Below are 22,982 nucleotides of genomic sequence, written 5' to 3'. Positions count from 1 at the left end.
ATCTGTCGCGGGCGTAGGAAATTTGAGAGGAGCTGTCCTTAGTACGAGAGGACCGGGATGGACGTACCGCTGGTGTACCAGTTGTTCCGCCAGGAGCACGGCTGGATAGCTAAGTACGGAAGGGATAAGCGCTGAAAGCATCTAAGCGTGAAGCCCCCCTCAAGATGAGATTTCCCAGTATGTAAGACCCCTTGTAGACGACGAGGTTGATAGGTTCGGGGTGGAAGCGCGGCAACGTGTGCAGCTGACGAATACTAATCGGTCGAGGGCTTATCCTACAAGCTTTCCGAAGGAAAGCTACTTCGGAAGCAATGATCATTCACTTTACGCTATGTTTCGATCCAGTTTTCAGGGTGCAAGTCGCCTTGAGAAAAGTAAAGATGTTTCGTGGCAGAAACATCGACATCCGTTTGGTGATGATGGCGGAAGGGAACCACGCGTACCCATCCCGAACACGACCGTTAAGCCTTCCAGCGCCGATGGTACTTGGACCGCAGGGTCCTGGGAGAGTAGGACGTCGCCAAGCACAAGAGCTTCTTCGGATTTTATCCGGAGAGGCTCTTTTTCTTATGCTGGCAAGAATAAAAGTGGCCGGACGACCCCAAACTAAGAAATAGGATGGGGAGTTGCAATCTTACGCAAATCTGCTATAATGTAGTCAAAGTCAAAGAAAGTCAAAGTCAATGATTTTGCAGCTAGACTTAAATCAGATCATCTTGGCTTTCTTCACTTTAAATATGGTTTTACTTCTGTCGCGGGAGGTTGGATAGATGCGCAATGTTTCAGAAATTATTGAGCAATATCTGAAGCAGACTTTGCAGCAGAGCCCCGACGGTGTGATCGAGATCCAACGTAATGAGCTGGCCGATCAATTCAACTGCGTTCCCTCGCAGATCAATTACGTCATTAGTACCCGCTTTACATTGGAGAAAGGGTACATTGTCGAAAGCAAGCGGGGCGGCGGCGGTTACATTCGAATTCAAAGAATCGAGCTGCAATCGCATGGCGCGGTGATGGACCATATTTTCCAAACCATCGGTACGCACATGGATCAGCTTGCATCCGAAGGACTGCTGTATCAGCTGGAAGAAGGGGGCTTCATCACTTCGCGGGAAGCGGCATTTATGAAAGCGGCCATTACCCGGGAGGTTCTGATCTTGAAGCTGCCTCTAAGGGATGAGATCAGGGCAAGAATATTAAAGGCGATGTTGATTTCATTGCTAAGCAAATGAGATGTTCGTATCCTGCTGTCCCAGGGCAAGATTAAAGGAGGGACCCAGATGATTTGTCAGGAATGTGGCAAGAAGCAAGCGACGCTTCATTTTACGAAAATTTTGAATGGCGAGAAGACGGAGTTTCACATTTGCGAATCGTGCGCCAGAGAAAAAGGGGAGCTCATCCCGGGGACGGCCAATGGGTTTTCCATTCATAATCTGCTCAGCGGGCTGCTGGATTTTGAACCGTCGGCACATGGTACGCTCGCCAACAAAGTACAGCCCAGCCGCTGCGAGCATTGCGGACTAACGTATACGCAGTTCAGCAAAGTCGGCCGTTTCGGCTGCAGCGAGTGCTATAAGCATTTTGGGGAGAAGCTGGACCCGCTATTCAAACGCGTCCATGGCAATATTATTCATACCGGCAAGGTTCCCAAGCGGTCCGGCGGGTTAATTAAACATAAGCGTGAAATTGATCAGTTGAAAAAGGAATTGCTGATCCGTATCGATAACGAGGAATTTGAAGAAGCGGCCCGTCTGCGGGATCAAATCCGCGAGCTTGAAAAAAAGGTTGCCGAAGGCTAGACGGGTGAGGTAAGGAGGAGTGCTTATGACGGAAGCAAGCCGTTTTACAGAGAATGCGCTTAGCGATTGGATGAAGGGTGAAGGGCCGGATTCGGATATCGTCATCAGCAGCCGCATACGCATCGCGCGAAATATGAAGGCGTACCCCTTCCCTATGTTGGCAACGAACCAGCAATCGAAGGAAGTGCTGGAGCAGGTAGCCCAGGTCGCTCATAATGAAGAGCTGGGCACGATCAGCCGGTTTTCGATGCTGCCGCTTTCCGAATTAAATGAACTGGAGAGACGGGTGCTGGTCGAGAAGCATTTGATTAGTCCGGCACTGGCTAACGAATCGCGCAACGGAGCCGTCATTCTAAGCGATAACGAGTCCGTTAGCATCATGGTCAATGAAGAAGACCATCTTCGGATTCAGTGCTTGTGTCCTGGTTTTCAGATTAAAGAAGCTTGGGATCTGGCCAACCAGATCGACGATATATTCGAAACACATTTGAATTATGCTTTTGACGAAAAGCACGGATATATGACGAGCTGTCCTACGAACGTGGGTACGGGGATTCGCGCCTCGGTGATGATCCATCTTCCCGCGCTAGTTCTGACGCAGCAGATCAACCGCATATTATCGGCTATTACCCAAGTTGGGCTGGCCGTGCGGGGCTTGTATGGCGAAGGCAGCGAAGCGCTCGGCAATCTGTTCCAGATTTCGAACCAGATTACTTTGGGACAATCCGAAGAGGAAATTATCGATAACTTGTACAGCGTTGTAAGGCAAATTATCGAGCATGAACGTGCAGCCAGACAAAAGCTGATCTACGAGACGAGAGCCAAAATTTTGGACCGGGTCAGCCGCTCTTACGGCATCTTGTCGTATGCGGCAATTATGGATTCCAAAGAAGCCGCGCAGCGGCTGTCGGACGTGCGGCTCGGGATTGATCTTGGGTTTATCAAAAATGTCTCTCAGCATGTGCTCAATGAGCTTTTGGTGATGACCCAGCCCGGTTTTTTGCAGCAGACGGCAGGAGAAAAGCTGACGCCTGAAGAAAGAGACATTAGACGAGCACAGCTCATCCGGGGAAAAATTGCGGAAACGGACTAGCCGTCAACATACGAAACTGCATAATAAGCATACGCTATACCAATCTTTGGAGGTGTTACACATGATGTTTGGCAGATTTACGGAACGCGCACAAAAGGTATTGTCCTTGGCGCAGGAGGAAGCAGTTCGTTTGGGACACAACAATATCGGAACAGAGCACATTCTGCTCGGTCTGATTCGTGAAGGCGAAGGCATTGCCGCGAAGGCGCTCATTGCGCTCGGGCTCGGTCTTGAGAAAATTCAAGATGAAGTCGAATCGCTGATCGGACGGGGACAAGAGCAGCCATCGAATATCGCATACACGCCGCGGGCGAAAAAAGTAATCGAGCTCTCGATGGATGAAGCCCGCAAGCTGGGACATACGTACGTCGGGACGGAGCACATTCTGCTCGGCTTGATTCGTGAAGGCGAAGGCGTTGCTGCACGCGTATTGAACAATTTGGGCGTGAGCCTGAACAAGGCCCGTCAGCAAGTGCTTCAACTGCTTGGCAGCAGCGAGGTGGTCTCGCCTAACCATGGTAACCCGACGAATGTGAATACACCGACGTTGGACGGTCTGGCTCGCGATCTGACGGCTTATGCCAAGGAAGGCAACCTGGACCCGGTCATCGGCCGCAGCAAAGAAATCGAGCGCGTGATTCAAGTGCTCAGCCGCCGAACGAAAAACAATCCGGTTCTCATTGGGGAGCCCGGCGTAGGTAAAACGGCGATAGCCGAAGGTCTTGCGCAAAAAATCGTCGCGAACGAAATTCCGGAAACGCTGCGCGATAAGCGAGTCATGACCCTGGATATGGGTTCGGTCGTCGCCGGTACGAAATACCGCGGCGAATTCGAAGACCGTCTGAAAAAAATTATGGATGAAATCCGGCAAGCCGGAAATATCATCTTATTCATTGACGAGCTGCATACGCTGATCGGTGCCGGCGGGGCGGAAGGTGCGATCGACGCTTCGAATATTTTGAAGCCGGCTCTGGCTCGCGGAGAGCTCCAGTGCATCGGGGCTACGACGCTTGACGAGTACCGCAAATATATCGAAAAGGACGCAGCGCTGGAAAGACGCTTCCAGCCGATTACGGTCGATCAACCGTCGCCAGAAGAAGCGATTCAGATTTTGCACGGTCTGCGTGACCGTTACGAGGCCCATCACCGCGTGAAAATTACGGATGAAGCCATTGAGCAAGCCGTGAAGCTGTCCGACCGTTATATTACGGACCGCTTCCTTCCGGATAAAGCGATCGACTTGATCGACGAAGCCAGCTCCAAAGTAAGGCTCCGTTCGTATACGGTACCACCGGATCTGAAAAAGCTGGAAAACCGTCTTGAAGACATCCGCAAGGAAAAAGACGCAGCCGTACAAAGCCAGGAGTTCGAAAAAGCGGCATCGCTGCGCGATACGGAGCAGAAGCTGCGCGAAGAACTCGATTCGACGAAGAACGAATGGAAAGAAAAGCAAGGACGCACTGACTCCGAAGTGACGCCGGACGATATTGCCCAGGTCGTAGCAAGCTGGACGGGTATTCCTGTTGTGAAGCTGGCTGAGGAAGAAACGCAGCGTCTTCTGAAAATGGAATCTATCCTGCATGATCGGGTTATCGGCCAAGACGAAGCGGTTAAAGCGGTCAGCCGCGCGATTCGCCGGGCTAGAGCGGGTCTTAAGGATCCGAAACGCCCGATGGGCTCGTTCATCTTCCTTGGTCCGACCGGGGTTGGGAAAACCGAGCTGGCCCGTGCGCTCGCCGAGTCTCTCTTCGGTGACGAAAATGCCGTCATTCGGATCGATATGTCCGAGTACATGGAGAAGCACTCTACGTCTCGTCTGGTCGGAGCTCCTCCGGGATACGTCGGGTACGAAGAAGGCGGTCAGTTGACCGAGAAAGTGCGCCGCAAACCGTACTCCGTTGTCCTGCTGGACGAAATCGAAAAAGCGCACCCCGAAGTGTTCAACATTTTGCTGCAGGTGCTTGAAGATGGCCGCCTGACGGATTCGAAGGGCCGTACGGTCGACTTCCGCAATACGCTAATTATCATGACATCGAACGTCGGGGCCGATATGATCAAGAAAAACTCGACGCTTGGCTTCACCGCCGCGCATGATGCAGGCAGAGATTACAACAATATGAAAGAAAAAGTGATGGGCGAGCTGAAGAAAAGCTTCCGTCCGGAGTTCTTGAACCGGATCGACGAGATTATCGTATTCCACTCCTTGGAAGAACATCATATCGCCGAAATCGTGACTTTGATGGCCGAGGAGCTCCGCAAACGATTGAAAGAGCAGGAAGTCGAATTCTTCCTGACCGACTCGGCCAAAGCGTTCCTGGCCAAAGAAGGCTACGATCCGGCCTTTGGCGCAAGACCGCTGCGCAGAGCGATTCAGAAGCACATCGAAGACCGATTGTCCGAGGAATTGCTGCGCGGCAACATTGTCAAAGGCGACTCGCTTACGATCGACGAGAAGGACGGCGAATTGACCGTTCACCGCAGTCAAGGCGTCGGTACGCAGGCTTAAGTCAAAAATTTTAGGAGCGCAGGCTCCTTCCATAGCATCCCACGGCTGCAAGCTGGGCCGAAGGGATGCTTTTTTTACTATTAAAGCTTTTTTTGTTTTCAGTGGCGGCAAGGGTTTTCAAGACAGGGTCAAAATGGTAAACTTTGAGTTGGGAAAAGAAAGCAGGGTTAGATGATGGCGAAAACAAAAACGAAGTTCTTCTGCCAGTCATGCGGCTACGAATCGCCGAAATGGCTCGGCAAATGTCCGGGCTGTGAAGCTTGGAATACATTTGTGGAAGAAGTGGAGACCGTTGTTAAGAGCAAAGGGCTGCATACCAATTTTTTGAACAAGAAAGAAAAAGCGGTTTCTATCATAAACATAGAAAGCAGTCAGGAAGAACGGATCGTGACGGACAATCGGGAGTTGAACCGCGTGCTTGGCGGCGGCATTGTGCCCGGCTCCTTGATTCTGGTAGGCGGCGACCCGGGGATCGGGAAGTCGACGCTGCTTCTGCAAACTTCGCATTTGCTGACGCAGCTGGACTTGAAGGTGCTGTATATTTCCGGAGAGGAATCTGTCCGTCAGACGAAGCTGAGGGCTGACCGGCTGCAAGCCGTTTCGCCGCTGTTGTTCGTGCTTTGCGAAACGAATGTGGAGCATATTGAAGCGGCGATCGACGAGATCGAACCGGATTTCATCGTCATCGATTCGATCCAAACGGTATACCATGGCGCCGTAGCTTCCGCTCCTGGTTCAGTCTCGCAAGTTCGGGAATGCACCGCGCATTTTATGCGAATTGCAAAAATGAAAGGAATCGCAACGGTCCTCGTTGGTCATGTTACTAAAGAGGGCGCCATTGCGGGACCGCGATTACTCGAACATATGGTCGATTGCGTGCTATATTTCGAAGGGGAGAGGCATCATTCGTACCGGGTGCTTCGCGCCGTTAAAAACCGGTTCGGTTCGACCAACGAAATTGGGATCTTCGAGATGCGGGAGATCGGCCTGGTCGAGGTCAGCAATCCGTCGGAGCTGTTCTTGTCCGAACGGCCGCTGGGCGTTGCCGGCTCGACCGTCGTCGCCAGTATGGAGGGGACGCGTCCGGTGCTCGTAGAGCTTCAAGCGCTCGTCTCGTCCACCAACTTCCCATCCCCCCGGCGGATGGCGACCGGCTTCGACCATAACCGGCTGTCGCTCATTATTGCGGTGCTGGAAAAACGGATGGGCATGTTTTTGCAAAATCAGGACGCTTACCTTAACGTCGCGGGCGGCGTGAAGCTGGATGAGCCGGCCGTCGATCTTGCGGTGGCGGTCAGCATCGCCTCAAGCTTCCGCGACCAGCCGACGCAGCCGTTCGACGTCGTTTTCGGCGAGGTCGGACTGACGGGCGAGGTGCGTGGCGTCTCGCGTGTCGACCAGCGGGTACGGGAAGCGGAGAAGCTCGGCTTCCGCCGCGTCATTCTCCCGCAAAAAAGCCTGAAAGGCTGGACGCCCCCGGCAGGCATTCAAATTATCGGCGTCAACACCGTAGCCGAGGCGCTATCGGCTGCTTTAGTATAGTATATTTTTTGAAACAAGGGTTTTGATGGAGCGCAGGGGAACTACCGGAGAGTTTTACGTGCCGTCTTTGAACTCGGAAAGCTACCTTAAATTATAATTCAAACTTTCCGAGTTCAAGAGCGGCCAAAGGCAGTTCTCCCTGCTGCGCAATCAACCTCCCATTGCTTCAAAAAATTCGTCAGGAGGGACACCATTGAGCAAGGAAGAAGCAAAACGCGACGTCATGAGCCAGCTGCTGCAGCTCGTTGCGCCGGGCACGCCGTTCCGGGAAGGGCTGGAGAATGTGTTGCGCGCAAAGACGGGCGGCTTAATCGTCGTCGGTTACAGCCCGGAAGTGATGGAGATTGTAGACGGCGGCTTTTCAATCAACTGCGATTTTTCCCCGAACTACTTATATGAGTTGGCCAAAATGGACGGCGCGATCATTCTCAGCGAGGATTTGAAGCGTATTCTGTATGCGAATACGCAGCTCATTCCGGACTCTTCGATTACGTCCACCGAAACGGGCATCCGGCACCGGACGGCAGAGCGCGTCGCGAAGCAGACCTCCAAGCTTGTGGTGTCCATTTCACAGCGGCGCAACGTCATTACCTTGTATCAAGGCAGTTTGCGCTATTCGCTGAAAGATATCGGCGTCATTCTGACGAAAGCGAATCAGGCGATTCAAACGCTGGAGAAATACAAGTCGGTATTGGATCAGGATTTGACCAATCTGGGCGCTTCTGAATTTGAGGAGCTGGTCACTTTGCACGATGTGACCGGTGTGATGCAACGTATTGAGATGGTCTTACGTATTAAAACAGAGATCAAGCGTTACATTAACGAGCTCGGTAACGAAGGTCGGTTGATCAGCATGCAGTTGGAGGAGTTGGTTGGCAACACCGAGCATGAGGCTTATCTCCTGATTAAGGATTATGTCAAAGAGTTGACTGACGAGAAGGTAAAAGAAGTCCAAGCGACTCTCAAGAAGCATTCGACTGACGAGATGCTCGATCATTCGCACATTGCACGGGCGCTCGGCTATCCGCATACGCCTGGCAGCGCGGAGGAGACGATCTCGCCAAGAGGTTACCGGGTATTGAATAAAATACCGCGTCTTCCCTCCGTCATCATACATAATCTGGTGGAACGATTTTGTCAGCTTCCGCATCTGATGATGGCGACGATTGAAGAATTGGACGAAGTGGACGGCATCGGGGAAGTGCGTGCACGTACGATTAAAGAAGGATTAAAACGAATCCAAGATCAGGTACTCATTGACAGACATATTTAACTTGCATACAATCAGAGGATAGCCAAATATTATTACGATATTAGGGTAAAGTAAAACCAGAGGTGGACTAAACATGATAACAAAATCCCTTCCGAATTTGTTTACGATTGGGAACTTGTTCTTAGGCATTATTGCGATTATTTCCGTGTTTAACAATAAACCCGAGCTTGCGGCGATCATGGTCATCGTTGCCATGCTTCTGGACGGATTGGACGGACGGGTTGCCCGTGCGCTCAATGCGCAGAGCGAATTCGGCAAAGAGCTGGACTCGCTATCGGATGTCATCTCGTTCGGCGTAGCTCCGGCGTTCATCATGTATGTGGTGGCTTTCACCGAGATGAATACGGCAGCAGCTTGGATCGTGACAGCGATCTTCCCGATCTGCGGCGCGCTTCGTCTGGCCCGCTTCAATGTCGTTGCCGGGACGCCGGGATATTTTATCGGTTTGCCGATTCCTGCGGCCGGCGGCGTATTGTGTACGCTGGCACTGTTCCATAAAGAATTGAACACCATCGTACTCGTCTTGTCTACGCTTCTGCTGTCCTACTTGATGGTCAGCACCGTCAAATATCCGAACTTCAAAAAGGTCGGCATCCCGAAAGCTGCCATCTGGATTACACCCGTTGTCGTCGTGGTTGCCGTTGTACTGGCTGTCATGTATCCGGGGCTGTTATCCAAGCTCATTTTCGTACCGCTGCTTCTTTATGCGCTGTACGGCTTAAAAAAAAACGTTGATCGGCTCTTCTTCTGGAAACGAAGAAAACGTCCTTCTATGGAAGAGCCGGAGTCCAAAACAACGAGCATCTAAAACCGCATAAGCTGCACAAGGCTATGAAAATGAAAAGCATTTGTTTTCCGCAAGGAAAATGAATGCTTTTTTTCATTTTCTTCAACTGATACGATTAGGCTTGAGTAATTTGGATCATAATTGTAACGAAAGGCAGAATTTGTTATTTTTATGGAGGTGAAAGTCTATGATGAAAAAATGGTTTCAGCTTCTATTTGCAGTTATCGGCGGTGCGCTAGGAGTACGGTGGAGTGATACGATAGGGAAACCATGTTTTGAATTCATAGCATCGGTTTTGGGACGGGAAGAGATTCAAGGACAAGCCCTCTGGATGCTGGGGGCCGGCGCGCTGCTCTTCTATTCGATCAGTTCTTGGGCATTAACGTATCTGCTGAAAGTGGTGCAGCGGGGAGAGGAACGCATCGCTAACGTACCGGTGACCGATCTGCTTGCGGGCTCGATCGGGATGGTTGTCGGCTTGCTCTTTTCGTCGGTGCTGCTCCATCCGTTCAGCCAGGCAGGCGTGTTCAGCCCCCTGCTGCATATGCTGCTGATCGCGGCATTTTCGTATGCGGGCTATCGGCTTGGGGCAGTGAAACAGGAGGAGCTGTTCACCGTGCTGGACGCACGTCGTTCGGATCGCGGGAAAGGGGCGTCCGGGGAGGCCAAAGGATTCGAGGAGCATAAAATTCTCGATACGAGCGTCATTATTGACGGGCGTATTGCGGATATTTGCAAAACCGGATTTATCGAGGGAACCCTCGTCATTCCCGAATTCGTGCTGGAAGAGCTGCAGCATATTGCCGATTCGTCGGATTTGCTCAAGCGCAACCGCGGCCGTCGGGGGCTGGACATTTTGAACAAAATCCAGAAGGAGCTTGATGTCAAAGTACTGATCTACGAAGGGGATTTTGAAGAAATTTCCGAGGTGGACAGCAAGCTTGTGCGTCTGGCCAAAGCTTTGCAGGGGAAAGTGATTACGAACGATTTCAATCTCAACAAAGTATGCGAGCTGCAGGGCGTATCGGTTCTGAATATCAACGATCTGGCGAATGCGGTGAAGCCGGTCGTGCTGCCCGGAGAGGAAATCCTCGTGCAAGTCATCAAGGATGGCAAGGAGCATGGACAAGGCGTCGCCTATTTGGATGACGGTACGATGATTGTCGTGGAAGGCGGCCGGGATTTTATCGGCATGACGCTCGATGTGCTGGTGACGAGTGTTCTGCAAACGTCAGCCGGTCGAATGATATTTGCCAAGCCGAAGCTATTGGAAAAAGCGCTCTAACACGGTATGATAAGATAGATGCGCTTGGAATAAGGCAAACAGGTTTGCTTTACTCGGAGCCGAACGATAGTGGCAGGTGGACAAGGTGACGGATAAACTGGGGGTCGTGGTCGTAGCCGCGGGCAGAGGCTCGCGGATGCGAACACAAGAAAGCAAGCAATACTTGCTGCTGGACGGTAAACCGATTTTGGTACATACGCTGGAACTGTTCGATCGGCTGGAAGCCGTAAGCGACGTCGTGTTGGTTACGGGAGCAGACGATGTAGAGCGGTGCCGGGGTTATATCGAGACCTACGGGCTAAGAAAGGTGAAGCGGGTCATTCCCGGGGGGAAGGAACGTCAAGACTCCGTTTACCAAGGGCTGTTGGCCTTGGACGGCGCCGTCCGATGGGTAATGGTGCACGACGGCGTCCGGCCCTTTGCCGACCGGGAGCATATCGTGGCATGCCTGGATAAAGCGATAGAGACTGAAGCGGCTGTTTTGGCCGTACCCGTAAAAGATACGATTAAAATCGTGGACGGCGAAGGGTTGATCCAAGCGACCCCGGACCGGCGCAGCTTGTGGGCGATTCAGACCCCGCAGGCTTTTCGCTTTTCTTTATTGCGCGAAGCGCACGAGCGGGCACGGGAGGAAGGCTTCGTCGGGACGGACGACGCCATGCTGGTCGAACGGCTTGGCGTCCGGGTCGCCGTAGTCGAGGCCGACTATTACAATATCAAAATCACGACGCCTGAGGATTTGCCTTGGGCCGAGTGGATCATTCGACATGTCAGGGGAGAGCGAGAGTCATGATACGAGTGGGGCAAGGGTTCGACGTGCATCAACTGGTGGAGGGACGCAAGTGTATTATTGGCGGGGTAGACATTCCTTTTGAAAAAGGATTGCTCGGGCATTCCGATGCGGACGTGCTGCTGCACGCGCTGACCGACGCGATTCTTGGGGCGCTGGGGCTCGGGGATATCGGGAAGCATTTTCCCGACACGGATGCCGCGTATAAAGATGCGGACAGCTACAAGCTGCTTGTGCAGGTATGGGAGACTGTCAGGAAAGCGGGGTACCGTCTGGGCAATGCGGACTGCACGATCATCGCGCAGAAGCCGAAGATGGCGCCGTACATTCCCGCAATGGTCGAGCGGATCGCAACTGCGCTCGAAGCGGAGCATTCGCAGATTAATGTGAAAGCGACGACGACGGAGCAGCTCGGCTTCACCGGGCGAGGGGAAGGGATCGCCGCACAGGCGGTTGTTTGTCTTGTGAAAGATGTGCTATCATAACAAATAATCTTTTTACGGATCATAATGGCTTCCGGCGAGCAGTTGGTGCGGGAGTACGGGAGGAGAGTGCATTATGGCAGAGTTTCGCGTAAGATACGCGCCGAGTCCGACAGGGCATTTGCACATCGGTGGAGCACGGACGGCATTGTTCGATTATTTAATTGCCCGCAAGCAAGGCGGGAAATTCGTTGTCCGTTTCGAGGACACGGATCAGACGAGACATGTGGAATCGGGCGTCGACAGCCAGCTTAATGGTCTCAAGTGGCTCGGCGTGGATTGGGACGAGAGCGTGGACATCGGCGGACCGTACGGACCGTACCGACAAACGGAACGGCTTCATTTGTATCAGCCGTTTGTCGATCAGCTGCTGGAAAGCGGTGATGCGTACCGCTGCTATTGCTCGGAAGCGGATCTGGAGAAGGAGCGCGCAGAGCAGGAGGCGGCAGGACAGATGCCGATGTATTCCGGCAGATGCCGTCATCTGACGACGGAGCAAGTCGAAGCGTTTGTGGCCGAGGGCCACAAGCCGTCGATTCGGTTTCGCGTACCGGAGAACCGGGTGATCGCCTTCGAGGACCGCATTCGCGAGTATGTCGAGTTTGAGAGCAACGGGATCGGCGACTTCATCATCGTGCGTCCGGACGGGATTCCGACGTATAATTTTGCCGTTATTCTGGACGACCATCTGATGAAAATTTCATTGGTCATCCGTGGCGAAGAGCATTTGACCAATACGCCGCGGCAAATTATGATGTACGAGGCGCTCAGGCTACCTGTGCCGGAGTTTGCCCATCTGGCGCTCATCTTGAATCCGGACCGCAAGAAGATGAGCAAGCGGGACGAGTCTATCATCCAATTCATCGAGCAGTACAAAGAGCTCGGGTATTTGCCGGAAGCGGTCATGAACTTTATCGCTCTGCTCGGCTGGTCGCCCAAAGGCGAGGAAGAAATTTTCACCAGAGAAGAGCTGATCGAGCAGTTCGATCTGGACCGGGTGTCCAAAAGTCCGGCCGTATTCGACATGGATAAGCTCAATTGGATGAATAATGTTTATATTAAAAAAGCCGATACCGCGCGGATTACAAAGCTGGCGCTGCCACATTTGCAGAAAGCTGGAAAACTGCCGGAGACGCTCAGTCCCGAGCAGGAGCAGTGGGTTCACTCGCTCGTCGGGCTTTATCAGGAGCAGCTGCGTTATACCGCCGAAATCGTGCCGTTGTCCGAGCTGTTCTTCCGTGAGGACGTCAGCTATGACGATGAGGCCAAAGCGATGCTGGCCGAAGAGCATGCGCCGATCGTTCTTGGCAGCTTCTTGAAGCAGGTCGAGGCCGCAACCGAGTTTACCGTGGATGCGCTGAAAGCGATGATCAAGGCGGTGCAGACAGAGACTGGCTATAAAGGAAAGCAGCTGTTCATGACGATCCGCGTGGCGCTGACGGGACAAATGCACGGGCCCGACCTGAACATGACGCTGCATTTGCTGGGAAAAGAAACGGTGTCCGCACGCATCAAGAAGCTATTGTAATGCCTACAGTTTTCTTATATACTTAGAAAAAAATAAGATCATTTCTTCGATAACATACATCTACGGCGACGAACGGGAAAGTACGGAAAAGTCGGGATTCCCAGAGAGGACGATCGGTTCGGAAACGAATCGGCTGCGAGTCGTTCAATTCCCCTTTTACGGAAGTGCACCCGGGAGCCGTAAAGACGATCTGACGCGAGCGCTCCGGTGCAGCGGCAGGGTAGTCTTTACCGTGACGTTCACGATACGAACGATTGAGACGGATAGACGTTGGGACGTGCGTTGCCCTTGTACGTTTATCCAAGCAGAGTGGAACCGCGAAAAAAGACGCCTCTGCAGCCGAAACGGCTGTAGAAGGCGTTTTTTTGCGTGATGCGTAAACGAAGCGTGCGCACAGGAACGGGGGATGATTCGTGTTTGTCAGAATGAAAGAAGACATCGAAACGATCTTTGAGAACGATCCGGCGGCGAGAGGCTGGTTTGAGGTCGTGTTCACCTATTCCGGTTTGCACGCTCTCTGGGGGCATCGTGTGGCGCACTGGTTTTATAAAAAAAGCTGGTTCACCCTCGCGCGCATCATTTCGCAAGCCAGCCGTTTTATGACAGGGATCGAAATACACCCCGGCGCTGTAATCGGGAGGCGTTTTTTCATCGACCACGGCATGGGTGTCGTCATTGGAGAAACGTGCGAGATCGGCGACGACGTGCTGCTCTATCACGGCGTAACGCTCGGGGGTACCGGCAAGGAGCGGGGGAAGCGGCATCCGACCATCGGCAACAACGTGGTCATCTCAGCGGGGGCGAAAGTGCTTGGGTCCTTCACGGTAGGGGATAACTCGCGGATCGGGTCGAACTCTGTCGTATTAAGCGAAGTCCCAGCCAACAGCACCGTCGTCGGAATCCCGGGCAAAATCGTCAAGCGGGACGGCGTACGCGTCGGACGCTTGGAGCATGACAAGCTTTCGGACCCTGTTCTCGATATGATTCGCCAAATGCAGCAGCAAATCGACGAGCTGAAGGCGGAGGCCCATAAAGAAAAGACCAGAATTGGAGGAGCCGTGAAACATGAGTCTTAAGATTTATAATACGTTGACTCGCACGAAAGAAGATTTCAAACCGATGGAACCGGGTATGGTGAAAATGTACGTCTGCGGTCCCACCGTGTACGGCTACATTCACATCGGAAACGCGCGTCCGGCCATCTTTTTCGACGTCGTGCGACGTTATTTGGAATCGATCGGCTACGAAGTGACATATGCCGCCAACTTTACGGATGTGGACGACAAGCTGATTAAAAAAGCGGCCGAAATGGGAGTCACCGTACCAGAGGTTGCCGACTTGTTCGTGCAAAAATATTACGAAGATACCAAAGGGCTCGGGGTGCGGGAATCGACGCTTCATCCGCGCGTCACCCAGAACATGGCCGAGATCATCGACTTCATCTCCGGACTGGTGGAAAAAGACTATGCCTACGAGGCCGGCGGGGACGTCTTCTTCCGGACGGCCAAATTTCCGGAGTACGGCAAGCTGTCTAACCAGAACCTGGAAGAACTGCAATATGGCATTCGCGTGGATGTCGACAAGCGGAAGGAAAGCCCGCAAGATTTCGTGCTCTGGAAAGCGGCGAAGCCGGGCGAAATCAGCTGGTCGAGTCCGTGGGGCGAGGGGCGCCCGGGCTGGCACATCGAATGCTCGGCGATGATCCGTAAATATTTGGGCGATTCGATCGACATTCACGGAGGCGGCCAGGACCTGACCTTCCCGCACCACGAATGCGAAATTGCCCAGTCCGAAGGCTTGACGGGGCAGCGGATGGCGAACTATTGGATGCATAACGGGTTCGTGAACGTCAACGATGAGAAAATGTCGAAATCGCTCGGCAACGGAATCAATGTACATGAGCTGCTGAAGACGATTCCGGGCGAGGTGATCCGGTACTTCATGCTGTCCGGCCATTACCGCAATCCGCTCAACTTCAGCGACGAAGCCGTGGGGCAGGCGAGAGGAAGCTTGGCGCGGATTGAGAACTGTCTTTCCTCGCTGAAGCACCGTCTCAAGACGGCGGAAGCGGGGGAAGTCGATGCCGAAATGGCGGCGGCGGTGCTAACCGCGCAGCAGCAGTTCGTAAGCAAGATGAACGACGATTTCAATACGCCGGACGCGATCACGGCGGTATTCGAGCTCGTCAATGCGGCGAATCCGTACATCAATCGCGAGCAAGTGACGGCTCCCACCTTGGAGCTGCTGCTGAAGCAGTTTGAAGCGATGGATCAAGTGCTGGGCATACTAGCTCCTGAAGCTGAGGACCTGCTGGATGAAGAAATCGAACAATTGATCGTCGAGCGGACGGAAGCCCGCAAAGCGAAAAATTGGGCGCGTGCCGACGAAATCCGCAATTTGTTGACCGAGCGCGGCATCGTGCTTGAGGATACGGCCCAAGGCATTCGTTGGCGGCGGAGCTAGAGCGATGGAACGAGATGAACAGGCGCTGCCCTATTTGCAAGCGAATTTGTTTTCTTTTCCGCCTTCACGCGAGCCGAGGCTGCTGAATCCCCTCGTGTTGGCCTATATAGGCGATGCCGTCTACGAAGTCTTTATCCGGCAATATGTCGTCTCGCAGACGAATCATAAGCCGAACCATCTTCACCGGCTGTCTACCCGGTACGTCTCGGCCAAGGCGCAGGCGAAGGCGCTGCAGCGCTGGCTGCCGCTTCTGACCGAAGAGGAGACGGATATTGTCAAGCGGGGAAGAAACGCCAAATCGGGCACAACGGCCAAAAATGCCGATGTACTCGAATACCGCCACAGCACGGCGTTCGAGTGCCTGATCGGCTACTTGTATTATACGCAGCGGTGGGAGAGGCTTCAGCAGCTGCTGATGCTCTCCTTGGAGCGGGACGCAACATCAACGACAACAGGAAAGGGGGACGCCTGACGTGGAAGAATTTATTGGAGGCAAGCATTCCGTACTCGAAGCGCTGCGTTCCGGGCGGACCATTAACAAAATTTGGATCGCCGAGCAGGCTCAAAAACAACTTACCCAGCCGATCCTCGCGGAAGCGAAGCAGAACGGCGTCATTGTGCAATTTGCGGACAAGCGCAAGCTGGACCAAATGGCCGGCGGTGTGCAGCATCAAGGCGTCGTTGCCCAGGTAGCGGCGTATGCCTATGCCGAAGTGGAGGATCTGCTGGCTCTAGCCGCGGAACGAAACGAAATGCCGTTCCTGCTCATTCTCGACGAAATCGAGGACCCGCATAACTTGGGGTCCATCCTGCGGACGGCAGACTGTACCGGCGTACACGGAGTCATCATTCCGAAGCGGCGTTCCGTGGGGCTGACCGCAACGGTATCCAAAACCTCCGCAGGCGCGGTCGAATACGTGCCCGTGGCCCGCGTCACCAACCTCGCCCAGACGATCGAACAGCTTAAGGAGCAGGGCGTTTGGATCGCCGGAGCCGATGTGGGCGCGCAACAGCCGGTCTATCAAACGAACTTGAATCTTCCTCTGGCTATCGTGATCGGCAATGAAAACAAAGGCATCGGGCGGCTCATTCGCGAAAAATGCGACTTTTTGTTGAAACTGCCGATGTTCGGTCAAATCAATTCGCTTAACGCCTCGGTCGCAGCGTCGGTCTTCATGTATGAAGTCGTCCGGCAGCGAATGGCTGCGGAATAGCGTCATGCTGCGGGGCGATGCGGCATGATTCAGGAGATCCTCATCGTAGACGGCTACAACATCATCGGATCATGGCCGGAATTGCAAAAGCTGAAGGAGATCCGGCTGGAGGAAGCACGCGACCGGCTGATCGAAACGATGGCCGAGTACCAGTCGTTCTCAGGGATGAAGGTTATCGTGGTGTTTGACGCTTACTACGTGCCGGGGCTTGGCGGCAAATATTTGCAAAGCAAACTCCCGGTGTACTACACCAAGGAAAAGGAAACGGCGGACGAGCTGATCGAAAGGCTCGTCACCGGCCATATCGGACGGCGCAAGCAGGTATATGTCGCGACCTCCGATATGACGGAGCAGCATGTAATTTTCGGCAAAGGGGCTCTCCGAATTCCGGCAAGCGAGCTTTTGGTCAAGGTGAGGCAGATTCGCCAGGAAATCCGCCGGACGATCGACACCGAAGCACCGCCGAAGCGCAATTCGTTCGACAGCAGGCTTAGCGGAGATATACGCGATCAGTTGGAGAAATGGCGCAGGGGGAATTAGAGGCTTTGAAGGCGATGCCTGTTGATCCAGCAACAATCTAGCTTTTTGTAGCGGGAATCCGGTTGACGGCGCTAGATTACATAATGTATACTAGTCCTATCTTTCAAGCGTTGGGCCGGAGGGATTGTAGTGAGTGTCGACCTCAAAGAGTTGAGAATGTACGAATACGACCTCAAGGCAGACGAAGATGTGGTCGAAGCAGTCCGTGAAGGGGATAGCGACGCCCTGGAGTACTTGATCAACAAGTACAAGAACTTCGTTCGCGCCAAAGCGCGCTCTTATTTTCTAATCGGCGCTGATAGAGAGGATATCGTACAAGAGGGAATGATCGGCCTATATAAATCGATCCGCGACTTCCGCGGCGATAAGCTAGCCTCCTTCAAAGCGTTTGCCGAGCTTTGCATCACCCGCCAAATCATTACGGCCATCAAAACCGCCACTCGCCAGAAGCATATCCCCCTAAATTCCTACGTTTCGTTGGACAAACCCATCTATGATGAAGATTCCGACAGGACGCTGCTCGATGTCATTTGCGGCTCCCGCGTATCCGATCCCGAGGAATTGATCATTAACCAGGAGGAGTTCAGCGGGCTGGAAGATAAAATGGGAGAGATATTGAGCGACCTGGAACGCAGAGTGCTGATGCTGTATTTGGACGGACGGTCCTATCAGGAAATCGCCGTCGATTTGGACAGGCACGTCAAGTCGATTGACAATGCATTGCAGCGCGTGAAGCGCAAGCTGGAGAGGTATCTGGAAGTGCGTGACGCATAAAACATAGATAAGCGCCTTTATTGCTGTGATAGCAAGGTGCTTTTTTGTTTTTTTAGATATAGAATTTATAAGTTATCAGCGGAGCTGGTTGAATTCTATATCGCAAGAAAAGCTTCCACTAAAACACGAATGTATCTTCCTCGAAATGGCTTCGATAAGAAGCTTTTCTTATATGTTTAGAGATTATTATAGAACAAATGTTCGCGCGTGGCAAGATGTCCTTTTGTAAAAAAATGATCAAGTTTTCGTTTAGGAACGAGCCGCCTGGTCAATAATGGATGAGACGGGACAGGCGCTATGTTAATCCTTTTTCCTTGACAGAAGATAGGCCGTATGCTAAAGTATATCGGGTAGCCTTAGACGAAAAGGCGTTTTTTTTTTGCTGGTCGTGTAAGGTTGTAAATTTCGAGGCTGGTCCGTAGGAGGTGTACATCATGCGGGTGATCATCACATTAGCGTGCACAAACTGCAAGCAAAGAAACTATGCATCCACCAAAAATAAGCGCAACCATCCTGACCGCATGGAGCTCAAGAAATATTGCAAGTTTTGCAATGAGCAAACTGCTCATCGCGAGACTCGCTAGTTTTTGGAGGTGTAGTTGTGTCCTTTTTGGCTAAAATGAAGCAGGGATTCGGCAACACATTTTCCTTTTTCGGCGATAGCTGGTCTGAGCTGAAAAAAGTGAAGTGGCCTACCCGTAAAGAGCTGATTAGCTATACGCTGGTCGTGTTGTTTACGGTTGCCTTCGTAACGGTGTACTTCTACGTTCTGGACTTAGGAATTTCTGAGCTGCTTCGCCTCGTGTTTAAATAAAATTAGGCTGACGGGTGGCGCTATGGAAATGGAAAAAAGATGGTACGTCGTACATACCTACTCTGGGTATGAAAACAAGGTAAAGGCCAATTTGGAGAAGCGCGTCGAATCCATGGACATGAAGGACAAGATCTTTCGCGTGCTCGTTCCCATGGAGGAGGAGCTTGTGAATAAGGATGGCAAGAAAAAAACGGTTATGCGCAAGGTGTATCCGGGGTACGTTCTTGTGGAGATGATCCAAACGGACGACTCTTGGTATGTGGTGCGGAACACGCCCGGTGTTACCGGGTTCGTGGGTTCAACCGGTTCGGGATCGAAGCCGACGGCTTTGCTTCCGGAGGAAGTCGATTCTATTCTCAAGCATATGGGTATGGAAGAGCCGAAGCCGAAAATCGACTTCGAACTCAAAGAGACCGTGCGCGTGAAAGTCGGACCGTTCGCCAACTTTGTCGGTTCGGTGGAAGAAATTCTGCTCGACAAAAGCAAGCTGAAGGTCCATGTCAACATGTTCGGCAGAGAAACACCACTTGAGCTCGACTACCACCAGGTGGAAAAGCTGTAGCGTGAAACACTGCCATACTACGGGCGAGGAGGTGTCACACAATGGCAAAAAAGGTTATTAAAGTTGTGAAACTGCAGGTTCCTGCAGGGAAAGCGAATCCGGCTCCGCCGATCGGTCCGGCTCTCGGTCAAGCAGGTGTTAACATCATGGCATTCTGCAAAGAGTTCAACGCTCGTACTGCCGATCAAGCAGGTCTTATCATTCCGGTTGAGATCTCCGTATTCGAAGACCGTTCTTTCACGTTCATCACGAAAACGCCGCCGGCTGCCGTATTGCTGCGTGTAGCTGCTGGGATCGAAAAAGGATCCGGCGAACCGAACAAGAATAAGGTTGCAACTGTAAAACGCGCGAAAGTGCGTGAAATCGCCGAGCAAAAAATGCCTGACCTAAATGCTGCGTCCGTTGAGGCTGCTATGCGCATGGTCGAAGGTACGGCTCGAAGCATGGGCGTAGTCATCGAAGACTAATCGCTTGCTGCATCAGTGGGAGGATATTCCGCTAATACCACATAGGAGGACATAAAAGTGGCTAAACACGGTAAGAAATACCTTGAAGTTGCTAAGCAAATGGATGCTGAGACGTTCTATGAGCCGCTCGAAGCCATCGAACTCGTCAAGAAAACGGCACGCGCCAAATTCGACGAAACCGTTGAAGTGGCTGTGCGTTTGGGTGTAGACCCGAGAAAACAAGACCAAGCCGTTCGCGGTGTGGTTGTATTGCCTCACGGCACAGGTAAAACGAAACGCGTTCTTGTATTTGCCAAAGGCGACAAAGCCAAAGAAGCGGAAGCGGCCGGCGCTGATTTCGTAGGCGATCAAGACATGATCAACAAAATTCAGCAAGGCTGGTTCGACTTCGATGTCTGCGTAGCTACGCCGGACATGATGAGCGAAGTGGGTAAGCTCGGTCGTATCTTGGGTGGTAAAGGTTTGATGCCGAACCCGAAAGCGGGCACCGTTACGTTCGACGTGGCGAAAGCCGTTCAGGAGATTAAGGCAGGTAAAATCGAGTACCGTCTGGACAAGGCTGGACAAATCCATGCGCCGATCGGTAAAGTATCCTTCGACGCCGAGAAGCTTGCCGAGAACTTCCAAGCTTTGATCGATGCGCTCAACAGAGCAAAACCGGCTGCAGCCAAAGGGGTATACCTGAAAAACATTGCGGTATCCTCGACGATGGGGCCAAGCGCTCGCGTCAATGCAACAGCCCTGAGATAGGTAAAGATTGACAGTTGACTTTTGAAGTCATCCATGCTAACCTATTTTAGGTTGACAAACGAATATGCTTACCGTAGACAGCAGGTGCTTTCGAGCTTAATTTCCTGCCGAGGTGTTGTGATATAAATTCGATATTCTGTACGGAATATGTGAATCGTCATGCCTTCGCCGTGTCTGCGAAGGCATTTTCGCTTTTAGCGGGAATGTCGGCGGAAAGTAGCGGCGGGGAAAGGAACGACCTCGGGAACGTGTTTACGAAGTAAGTTTTCGGACGCTTACGAAGCAGTTTTCTCACGAAAACTTGTAGGAGGTGCAAAATGGCAAACGTAAAAATTATCGAGCAAAAGGCTCAGCAAGTTACGGAAGTAGCGGATAAGCTGAAAGAAAACTCTTGCTCCATCGTAGCTGACTACCGCGGTTTGAACGTGAAGCAAGTAACCGAGCTTCGCAAACAACTGCGTGAAGCGGGCGTAGAATTCCAAGTGTTGAAAAACACGCTGATTCGTCGCGCGACAGCTACTGCGGAATTGTCTGATCTGAATGAGTACTTGACCGGTCCTACCGCGATTGCATTCAGCAAAGACGACATTATAACTCCGGCCAAAATCTTGACCGAGTTCGCGAAGAAAAACGACCAGCTCAGCGTAAAAGCGGGTGTCGTTGAAGGTAAAGTGGTTGATTTCAACCAAATCAAAGCGCTGGCGGAACTGCCTTCCAGAGAAGGTCTTCTGTCCATGTTGCTCAGCGTGCTTCAAGCTCCGGTTCGCAACTTCGCCCTTGCGGTTAAAGCTGTGTCCGAGAAGCAAGAAGGCGGCGCGCAAGCGTAATTGTGCTGCTTGAAATGATTAAAAAACATTCTTATTTGAAGATAATGGAGGTTTAACCATGAGCAAAGAGCAAATCTTGGAAGCCATTAAAGGCATGACTGTTTTGGAACTGAACGATCTGGTTAAAGCAATCGAAGAAGAGTTCGGCGTAACAGCAGCAGCTCCGGTAGCTGTTGTAGCAGGCGGCGCTGCGGCAGAAGCTGCAGAGCAAACAGAATTCGACGTTGTTTTGACAAGCGCTGGCGCGTCCAAAATCAACGTTATCAAAGTTGTTCGCGAAATCACGGGTCTCGGCTTGAAAGAAGCAAAAGATCTCGTAGACAACGCACCGAAGCCGCTTAAAGAGAAAGTATCCAAAGAAGAAGCTGATTCCGTTAAAGCAAAATTGGAAGAAGCAGGCGCTTCCGTAGAAGTGAAGTAATTCGAGCTACAGCACCCCTTGCAGAGGCGATCCTCTTCAAGGGGTTTTCCTTTTCAATCCGAACCAGGAGGCGGTGGATACGTGTCCGAGCATTACTATACCCCGAGACCCAGCGTAGAGCGCGATTTGCATACGATCGAGGAAGCACTGCGCGGTCGCAGCTTTATTTTCTGGACGGATGCCGGGGTCTTCTCCAAAAAGGGGGTCGATTACGGATCGAAGCTGCTTGTGCAGACCATGGTGTTGTCGAAGCAAGCCAAAGTGCTGGATGTGGGCTGCGGGTACGGCCCGATTGGACTGGTGGCCGCAGTACAAGCGGAGCAGGGAACTGTTACGATGGTGGACATTAACGAGCGTGCCATTGAACTCGCGAAACGAAACGCCGAACGCAACCGGATCGCAAACGTACGGATCTTGCAAAGCGATTTGCTGGCAGAGGTGATGGACCAGACTTTTGATACGGTGCTGACCAATCCGCCTATACGCGCCGGCAAAGAGATGGTACACCGCGTGTTTGAGCAGGCTCACCATGTATTGGCTCCCGGCGGGGCGCTATGGGTAGTCATCCAGAAAAAGCAGGGAGCTCCTTCCGCTTACGCCAAGCTCGAGTCTCTCTACTCCCAAGTCGAAGAAGTCGAGCGCGAAAAAGGCTATTGGATTATCAAGGCCGTGAAGTGATATTCCGGAAAGGCTTTTCTTTTGGCAAGGAAGAAGATTCTGTTCAATACGGATTGCTTGCTTTTTTGCTTGAAAGCTTTTGATAACTTCCGTGAATAGACCTACGTTGGCGGAGGAATAGATCGGTTGGCGGCGAGTTTTTTGTCCCATTCCTTTCAATATGATATGTAGTTTAGAAGGAATGGGACAAAACGTGTCTGAGCTTAGGCTGACCGATATATGCCGCAGCAGGAAATATGTTGACTTGACTTTTGTTTTGTGATATTATTATAAAATGTCAGCATTAAGATAGGGTGAAATCTCTTTAGTCGACTAAAATGTCAAGATTTTTTTATACCAGCATGAATATAATTTTTCCATTTGACGTATAATGTTAAAATTTTAGGT

At 52.1% G+C, this 22,982-nt stretch carries 25 protein-coding genes, 2 rRNA genes and 1 other annotated feature; all 27 genes read left to right on the top strand.

What is annotated here, in order from left to right; all coding sequences use genetic code 11:
- Positions 1 to 278: ribosomal RNA gene (locus BLO51_RS20440) — 23S ribosomal RNA — on the top strand; the annotation flags it as partial.
- Between the two features lie 131 nt (positions 279 to 409).
- Positions 410 to 526, top strand: a 5S ribosomal RNA gene (gene rrf / locus BLO51_RS20435).
- 244 nt (positions 527 to 770) lie between these two features.
- Positions 771 to 1,232 carry a CtsR family transcriptional regulator gene (locus BLO51_RS20430; protein WP_090674790.1) on the top strand — a complete coding sequence of 154 codons (462 nt, stop codon included), beginning with the start codon at positions 771 to 773 and terminating at the stop codon, positions 1,230 to 1,232.
- Positions 1,233 to 1,280: 48 nt separating this feature from the next.
- Positions 1,281 to 1,799, top strand: a complete 519-nt coding sequence (gene mcsA / locus BLO51_RS20425) for a protein-arginine kinase activator protein McsA (protein WP_090674788.1) — start codon at positions 1,281 to 1,283, stop codon at positions 1,797 to 1,799.
- A 25-nt stretch (positions 1,800 to 1,824) separates the two neighbouring features.
- On the top strand, positions 1,825 to 2,892 hold the full coding sequence (mcsB, locus tag BLO51_RS20420) for a protein-arginine kinase McsB (protein ID WP_090674787.1): 1,068 nt from the start codon (positions 1,825 to 1,827) through the stop codon (positions 2,890 to 2,892).
- A gap of 61 nt (positions 2,893 to 2,953) precedes the next feature.
- Positions 2,954 to 5,398 (top strand): ATP-dependent protease ATP-binding subunit ClpC, encoded by a 2,445-nt coding sequence (gene clpC / locus BLO51_RS20415; RefSeq protein WP_090674785.1) that lies wholly within the window; start codon positions 2,954 to 2,956, stop codon positions 5,396 to 5,398.
- A gap of 174 nt (positions 5,399 to 5,572) precedes the next feature.
- Positions 5,573 to 6,940 carry a DNA repair protein RadA gene (gene radA, locus BLO51_RS20410; protein WP_090674784.1) on the top strand — a complete coding sequence of 456 codons (1,368 nt, stop codon included), beginning with the start codon at positions 5,573 to 5,575 and terminating at the stop codon, positions 6,938 to 6,940.
- A gap of 193 nt (positions 6,941 to 7,133) precedes the next feature.
- Positions 7,134 to 8,213 (top strand): DNA integrity scanning diadenylate cyclase DisA, encoded by a 1,080-nt coding sequence (disA, locus tag BLO51_RS20405; RefSeq protein ID WP_281180405.1) that lies wholly within the window; start codon positions 7,134 to 7,136, stop codon positions 8,211 to 8,213.
- Positions 8,214 to 8,286: 73 nt separating this feature from the next.
- On the top strand, positions 8,287 to 9,021 hold the full coding sequence (pssA, locus tag BLO51_RS20400) for a CDP-diacylglycerol--serine O-phosphatidyltransferase (protein WP_090674782.1): 735 nt from the start codon (positions 8,287 to 8,289) through the stop codon (positions 9,019 to 9,021).
- A 166-nt stretch (positions 9,022 to 9,187) separates the two neighbouring features.
- Entirely contained in the window at positions 9,188 to 10,285 is a 1,098-nt protein-coding gene (locus tag BLO51_RS20395; protein ID WP_090674781.1) for a PIN/TRAM domain-containing protein, read from the top strand.
- Positions 10,286 to 10,370: 85 nt separating this feature from the next.
- The gene (gene ispD / locus BLO51_RS20390) at positions 10,371 to 11,078 is read left to right on the top strand and encodes a 2-C-methyl-D-erythritol 4-phosphate cytidylyltransferase (RefSeq protein WP_090674779.1); all 708 of its coding nucleotides are present in this window, start codon (positions 10,371 to 10,373) and stop codon (positions 11,076 to 11,078) included.
- Positions 11,075 to 11,560 (top strand): 2-C-methyl-D-erythritol 2,4-cyclodiphosphate synthase, encoded by a 486-nt coding sequence (gene ispF / locus BLO51_RS20385; RefSeq protein WP_090674778.1) that lies wholly within the window; start codon positions 11,075 to 11,077, stop codon positions 11,558 to 11,560. The genes ispD and ispF overlap by 4 nt, the downstream gene beginning before the upstream one ends.
- A 73-nt stretch (positions 11,561 to 11,633) precedes the next feature.
- Complete coding sequence (gene gltX / locus BLO51_RS20380) at positions 11,634 to 13,085, top strand: glutamate--tRNA ligase (RefSeq protein ID WP_090674776.1); 1,452 nt, start codon at positions 11,634 to 11,636, stop codon at positions 13,083 to 13,085.
- 413 nt (positions 13,086 to 13,498) lie between these two features.
- The gene (gene cysE / locus BLO51_RS20375; RefSeq protein ID WP_217266762.1) at positions 13,499 to 14,161 is read left to right on the top strand and encodes a serine O-acetyltransferase; all 663 of its coding nucleotides are present in this window, start codon (positions 13,499 to 13,501) and stop codon (positions 14,159 to 14,161) included.
- Positions 14,151 to 15,548 (top strand): cysteine--tRNA ligase, encoded by a 1,398-nt coding sequence (cysS, locus tag BLO51_RS20370; protein WP_090674774.1) that lies wholly within the window; start codon positions 14,151 to 14,153, stop codon positions 15,546 to 15,548. The genes cysE and cysS overlap by 11 nt, the downstream gene beginning before the upstream one ends.
- A gap of 4 nt (positions 15,549 to 15,552) precedes the next feature.
- Positions 15,553 to 16,020, top strand: coding sequence for a Mini-ribonuclease 3 (locus BLO51_RS20365; RefSeq protein WP_090674772.1), 468 nt, complete (start codon positions 15,553 to 15,555; stop codon positions 16,018 to 16,020).
- A 1-nt stretch (position 16,021) separates the two neighbouring features.
- Positions 16,022 to 16,762, top strand: a complete 741-nt coding sequence (gene rlmB / locus BLO51_RS20360; RefSeq protein ID WP_010498905.1) for a 23S rRNA (guanosine(2251)-2'-O)-methyltransferase RlmB — start codon at positions 16,022 to 16,024, stop codon at positions 16,760 to 16,762.
- A 24-nt stretch (positions 16,763 to 16,786) separates the two neighbouring features.
- Positions 16,787 to 17,302: an NYN domain-containing protein gene (locus BLO51_RS20355; protein ID WP_090674771.1), complete on the top strand. Its 516-nt coding sequence runs from the start codon at positions 16,787 to 16,789 to the stop codon at positions 17,300 to 17,302.
- A gap of 129 nt (positions 17,303 to 17,431) precedes the next feature.
- Positions 17,432 to 18,076 carry an RNA polymerase sporulation sigma factor SigH gene (gene sigH, locus BLO51_RS20350; protein WP_025851016.1) on the top strand — a complete coding sequence of 215 codons (645 nt, stop codon included), beginning with the start codon at positions 17,432 to 17,434 and terminating at the stop codon, positions 18,074 to 18,076.
- A gap of 434 nt (positions 18,077 to 18,510) precedes the next feature.
- Positions 18,511 to 18,660 (top strand): 50S ribosomal protein L33, encoded by a 150-nt coding sequence (gene rpmG, locus BLO51_RS20345; RefSeq protein ID WP_090674770.1) that lies wholly within the window; start codon positions 18,511 to 18,513, stop codon positions 18,658 to 18,660.
- A gap of 17 nt (positions 18,661 to 18,677) precedes the next feature.
- The gene (gene secE, locus BLO51_RS20340) at positions 18,678 to 18,890 is read left to right on the top strand and encodes a preprotein translocase subunit SecE (RefSeq protein WP_010498901.1); all 213 of its coding nucleotides are present in this window, start codon (positions 18,678 to 18,680) and stop codon (positions 18,888 to 18,890) included.
- Between the two features lie 28 nt (positions 18,891 to 18,918).
- Positions 18,919 to 19,452, top strand: a complete 534-nt coding sequence (gene nusG / locus BLO51_RS20335) for a transcription termination/antitermination protein NusG (RefSeq protein ID WP_090674768.1) — start codon at positions 18,919 to 18,921, stop codon at positions 19,450 to 19,452.
- 41 nt (positions 19,453 to 19,493) lie between these two features.
- Positions 19,494 to 19,919: a 50S ribosomal protein L11 gene (gene rplK / locus BLO51_RS20330; protein ID WP_090674766.1), complete on the top strand. Its 426-nt coding sequence runs from the start codon at positions 19,494 to 19,496 to the stop codon at positions 19,917 to 19,919.
- 57 nt (positions 19,920 to 19,976) lie between these two features.
- On the top strand, positions 19,977 to 20,669 hold the full coding sequence (rplA, locus tag BLO51_RS20325) for a 50S ribosomal protein L1 (RefSeq protein WP_090674764.1): 693 nt from the start codon (positions 19,977 to 19,979) through the stop codon (positions 20,667 to 20,669).
- Positions 20,670 to 20,722: 53 nt separating this feature from the next.
- Positions 20,723 to 20,868, top strand: a sequence feature (ribosomal protein L10 leader region).
- Positions 20,869 to 20,986: 118 nt separating this feature from the next.
- Positions 20,987 to 21,496, top strand: a complete 510-nt coding sequence (rplJ, locus tag BLO51_RS20320) for a 50S ribosomal protein L10 (protein WP_090674763.1) — start codon at positions 20,987 to 20,989, stop codon at positions 21,494 to 21,496.
- A 58-nt stretch (positions 21,497 to 21,554) separates the two neighbouring features.
- Positions 21,555 to 21,917 (top strand): 50S ribosomal protein L7/L12, encoded by a 363-nt coding sequence (gene rplL, locus BLO51_RS20315; RefSeq protein WP_090674761.1) that lies wholly within the window; start codon positions 21,555 to 21,557, stop codon positions 21,915 to 21,917.
- Positions 21,918 to 21,998: 81 nt separating this feature from the next.
- Complete coding sequence (locus BLO51_RS20310) at positions 21,999 to 22,595, top strand: class I SAM-dependent methyltransferase (protein WP_090674760.1); 597 nt, start codon at positions 21,999 to 22,001, stop codon at positions 22,593 to 22,595.
- The last annotated feature ends 387 nt before the right edge of the window (positions 22,596 to 22,982 follow it).

Source organism: Paenibacillus tianmuensis (assembly GCF_900100345.1).
Lineage (GTDB): Bacteria > Bacillota > Bacilli > Paenibacillales > NBRC-103111 > Paenibacillus_G > Paenibacillus_G tianmuensis.
The sequence above is the reverse complement of the archived record's forward strand: the minus strand, read 5'-3'. Positions and strand labels throughout refer to the sequence as shown.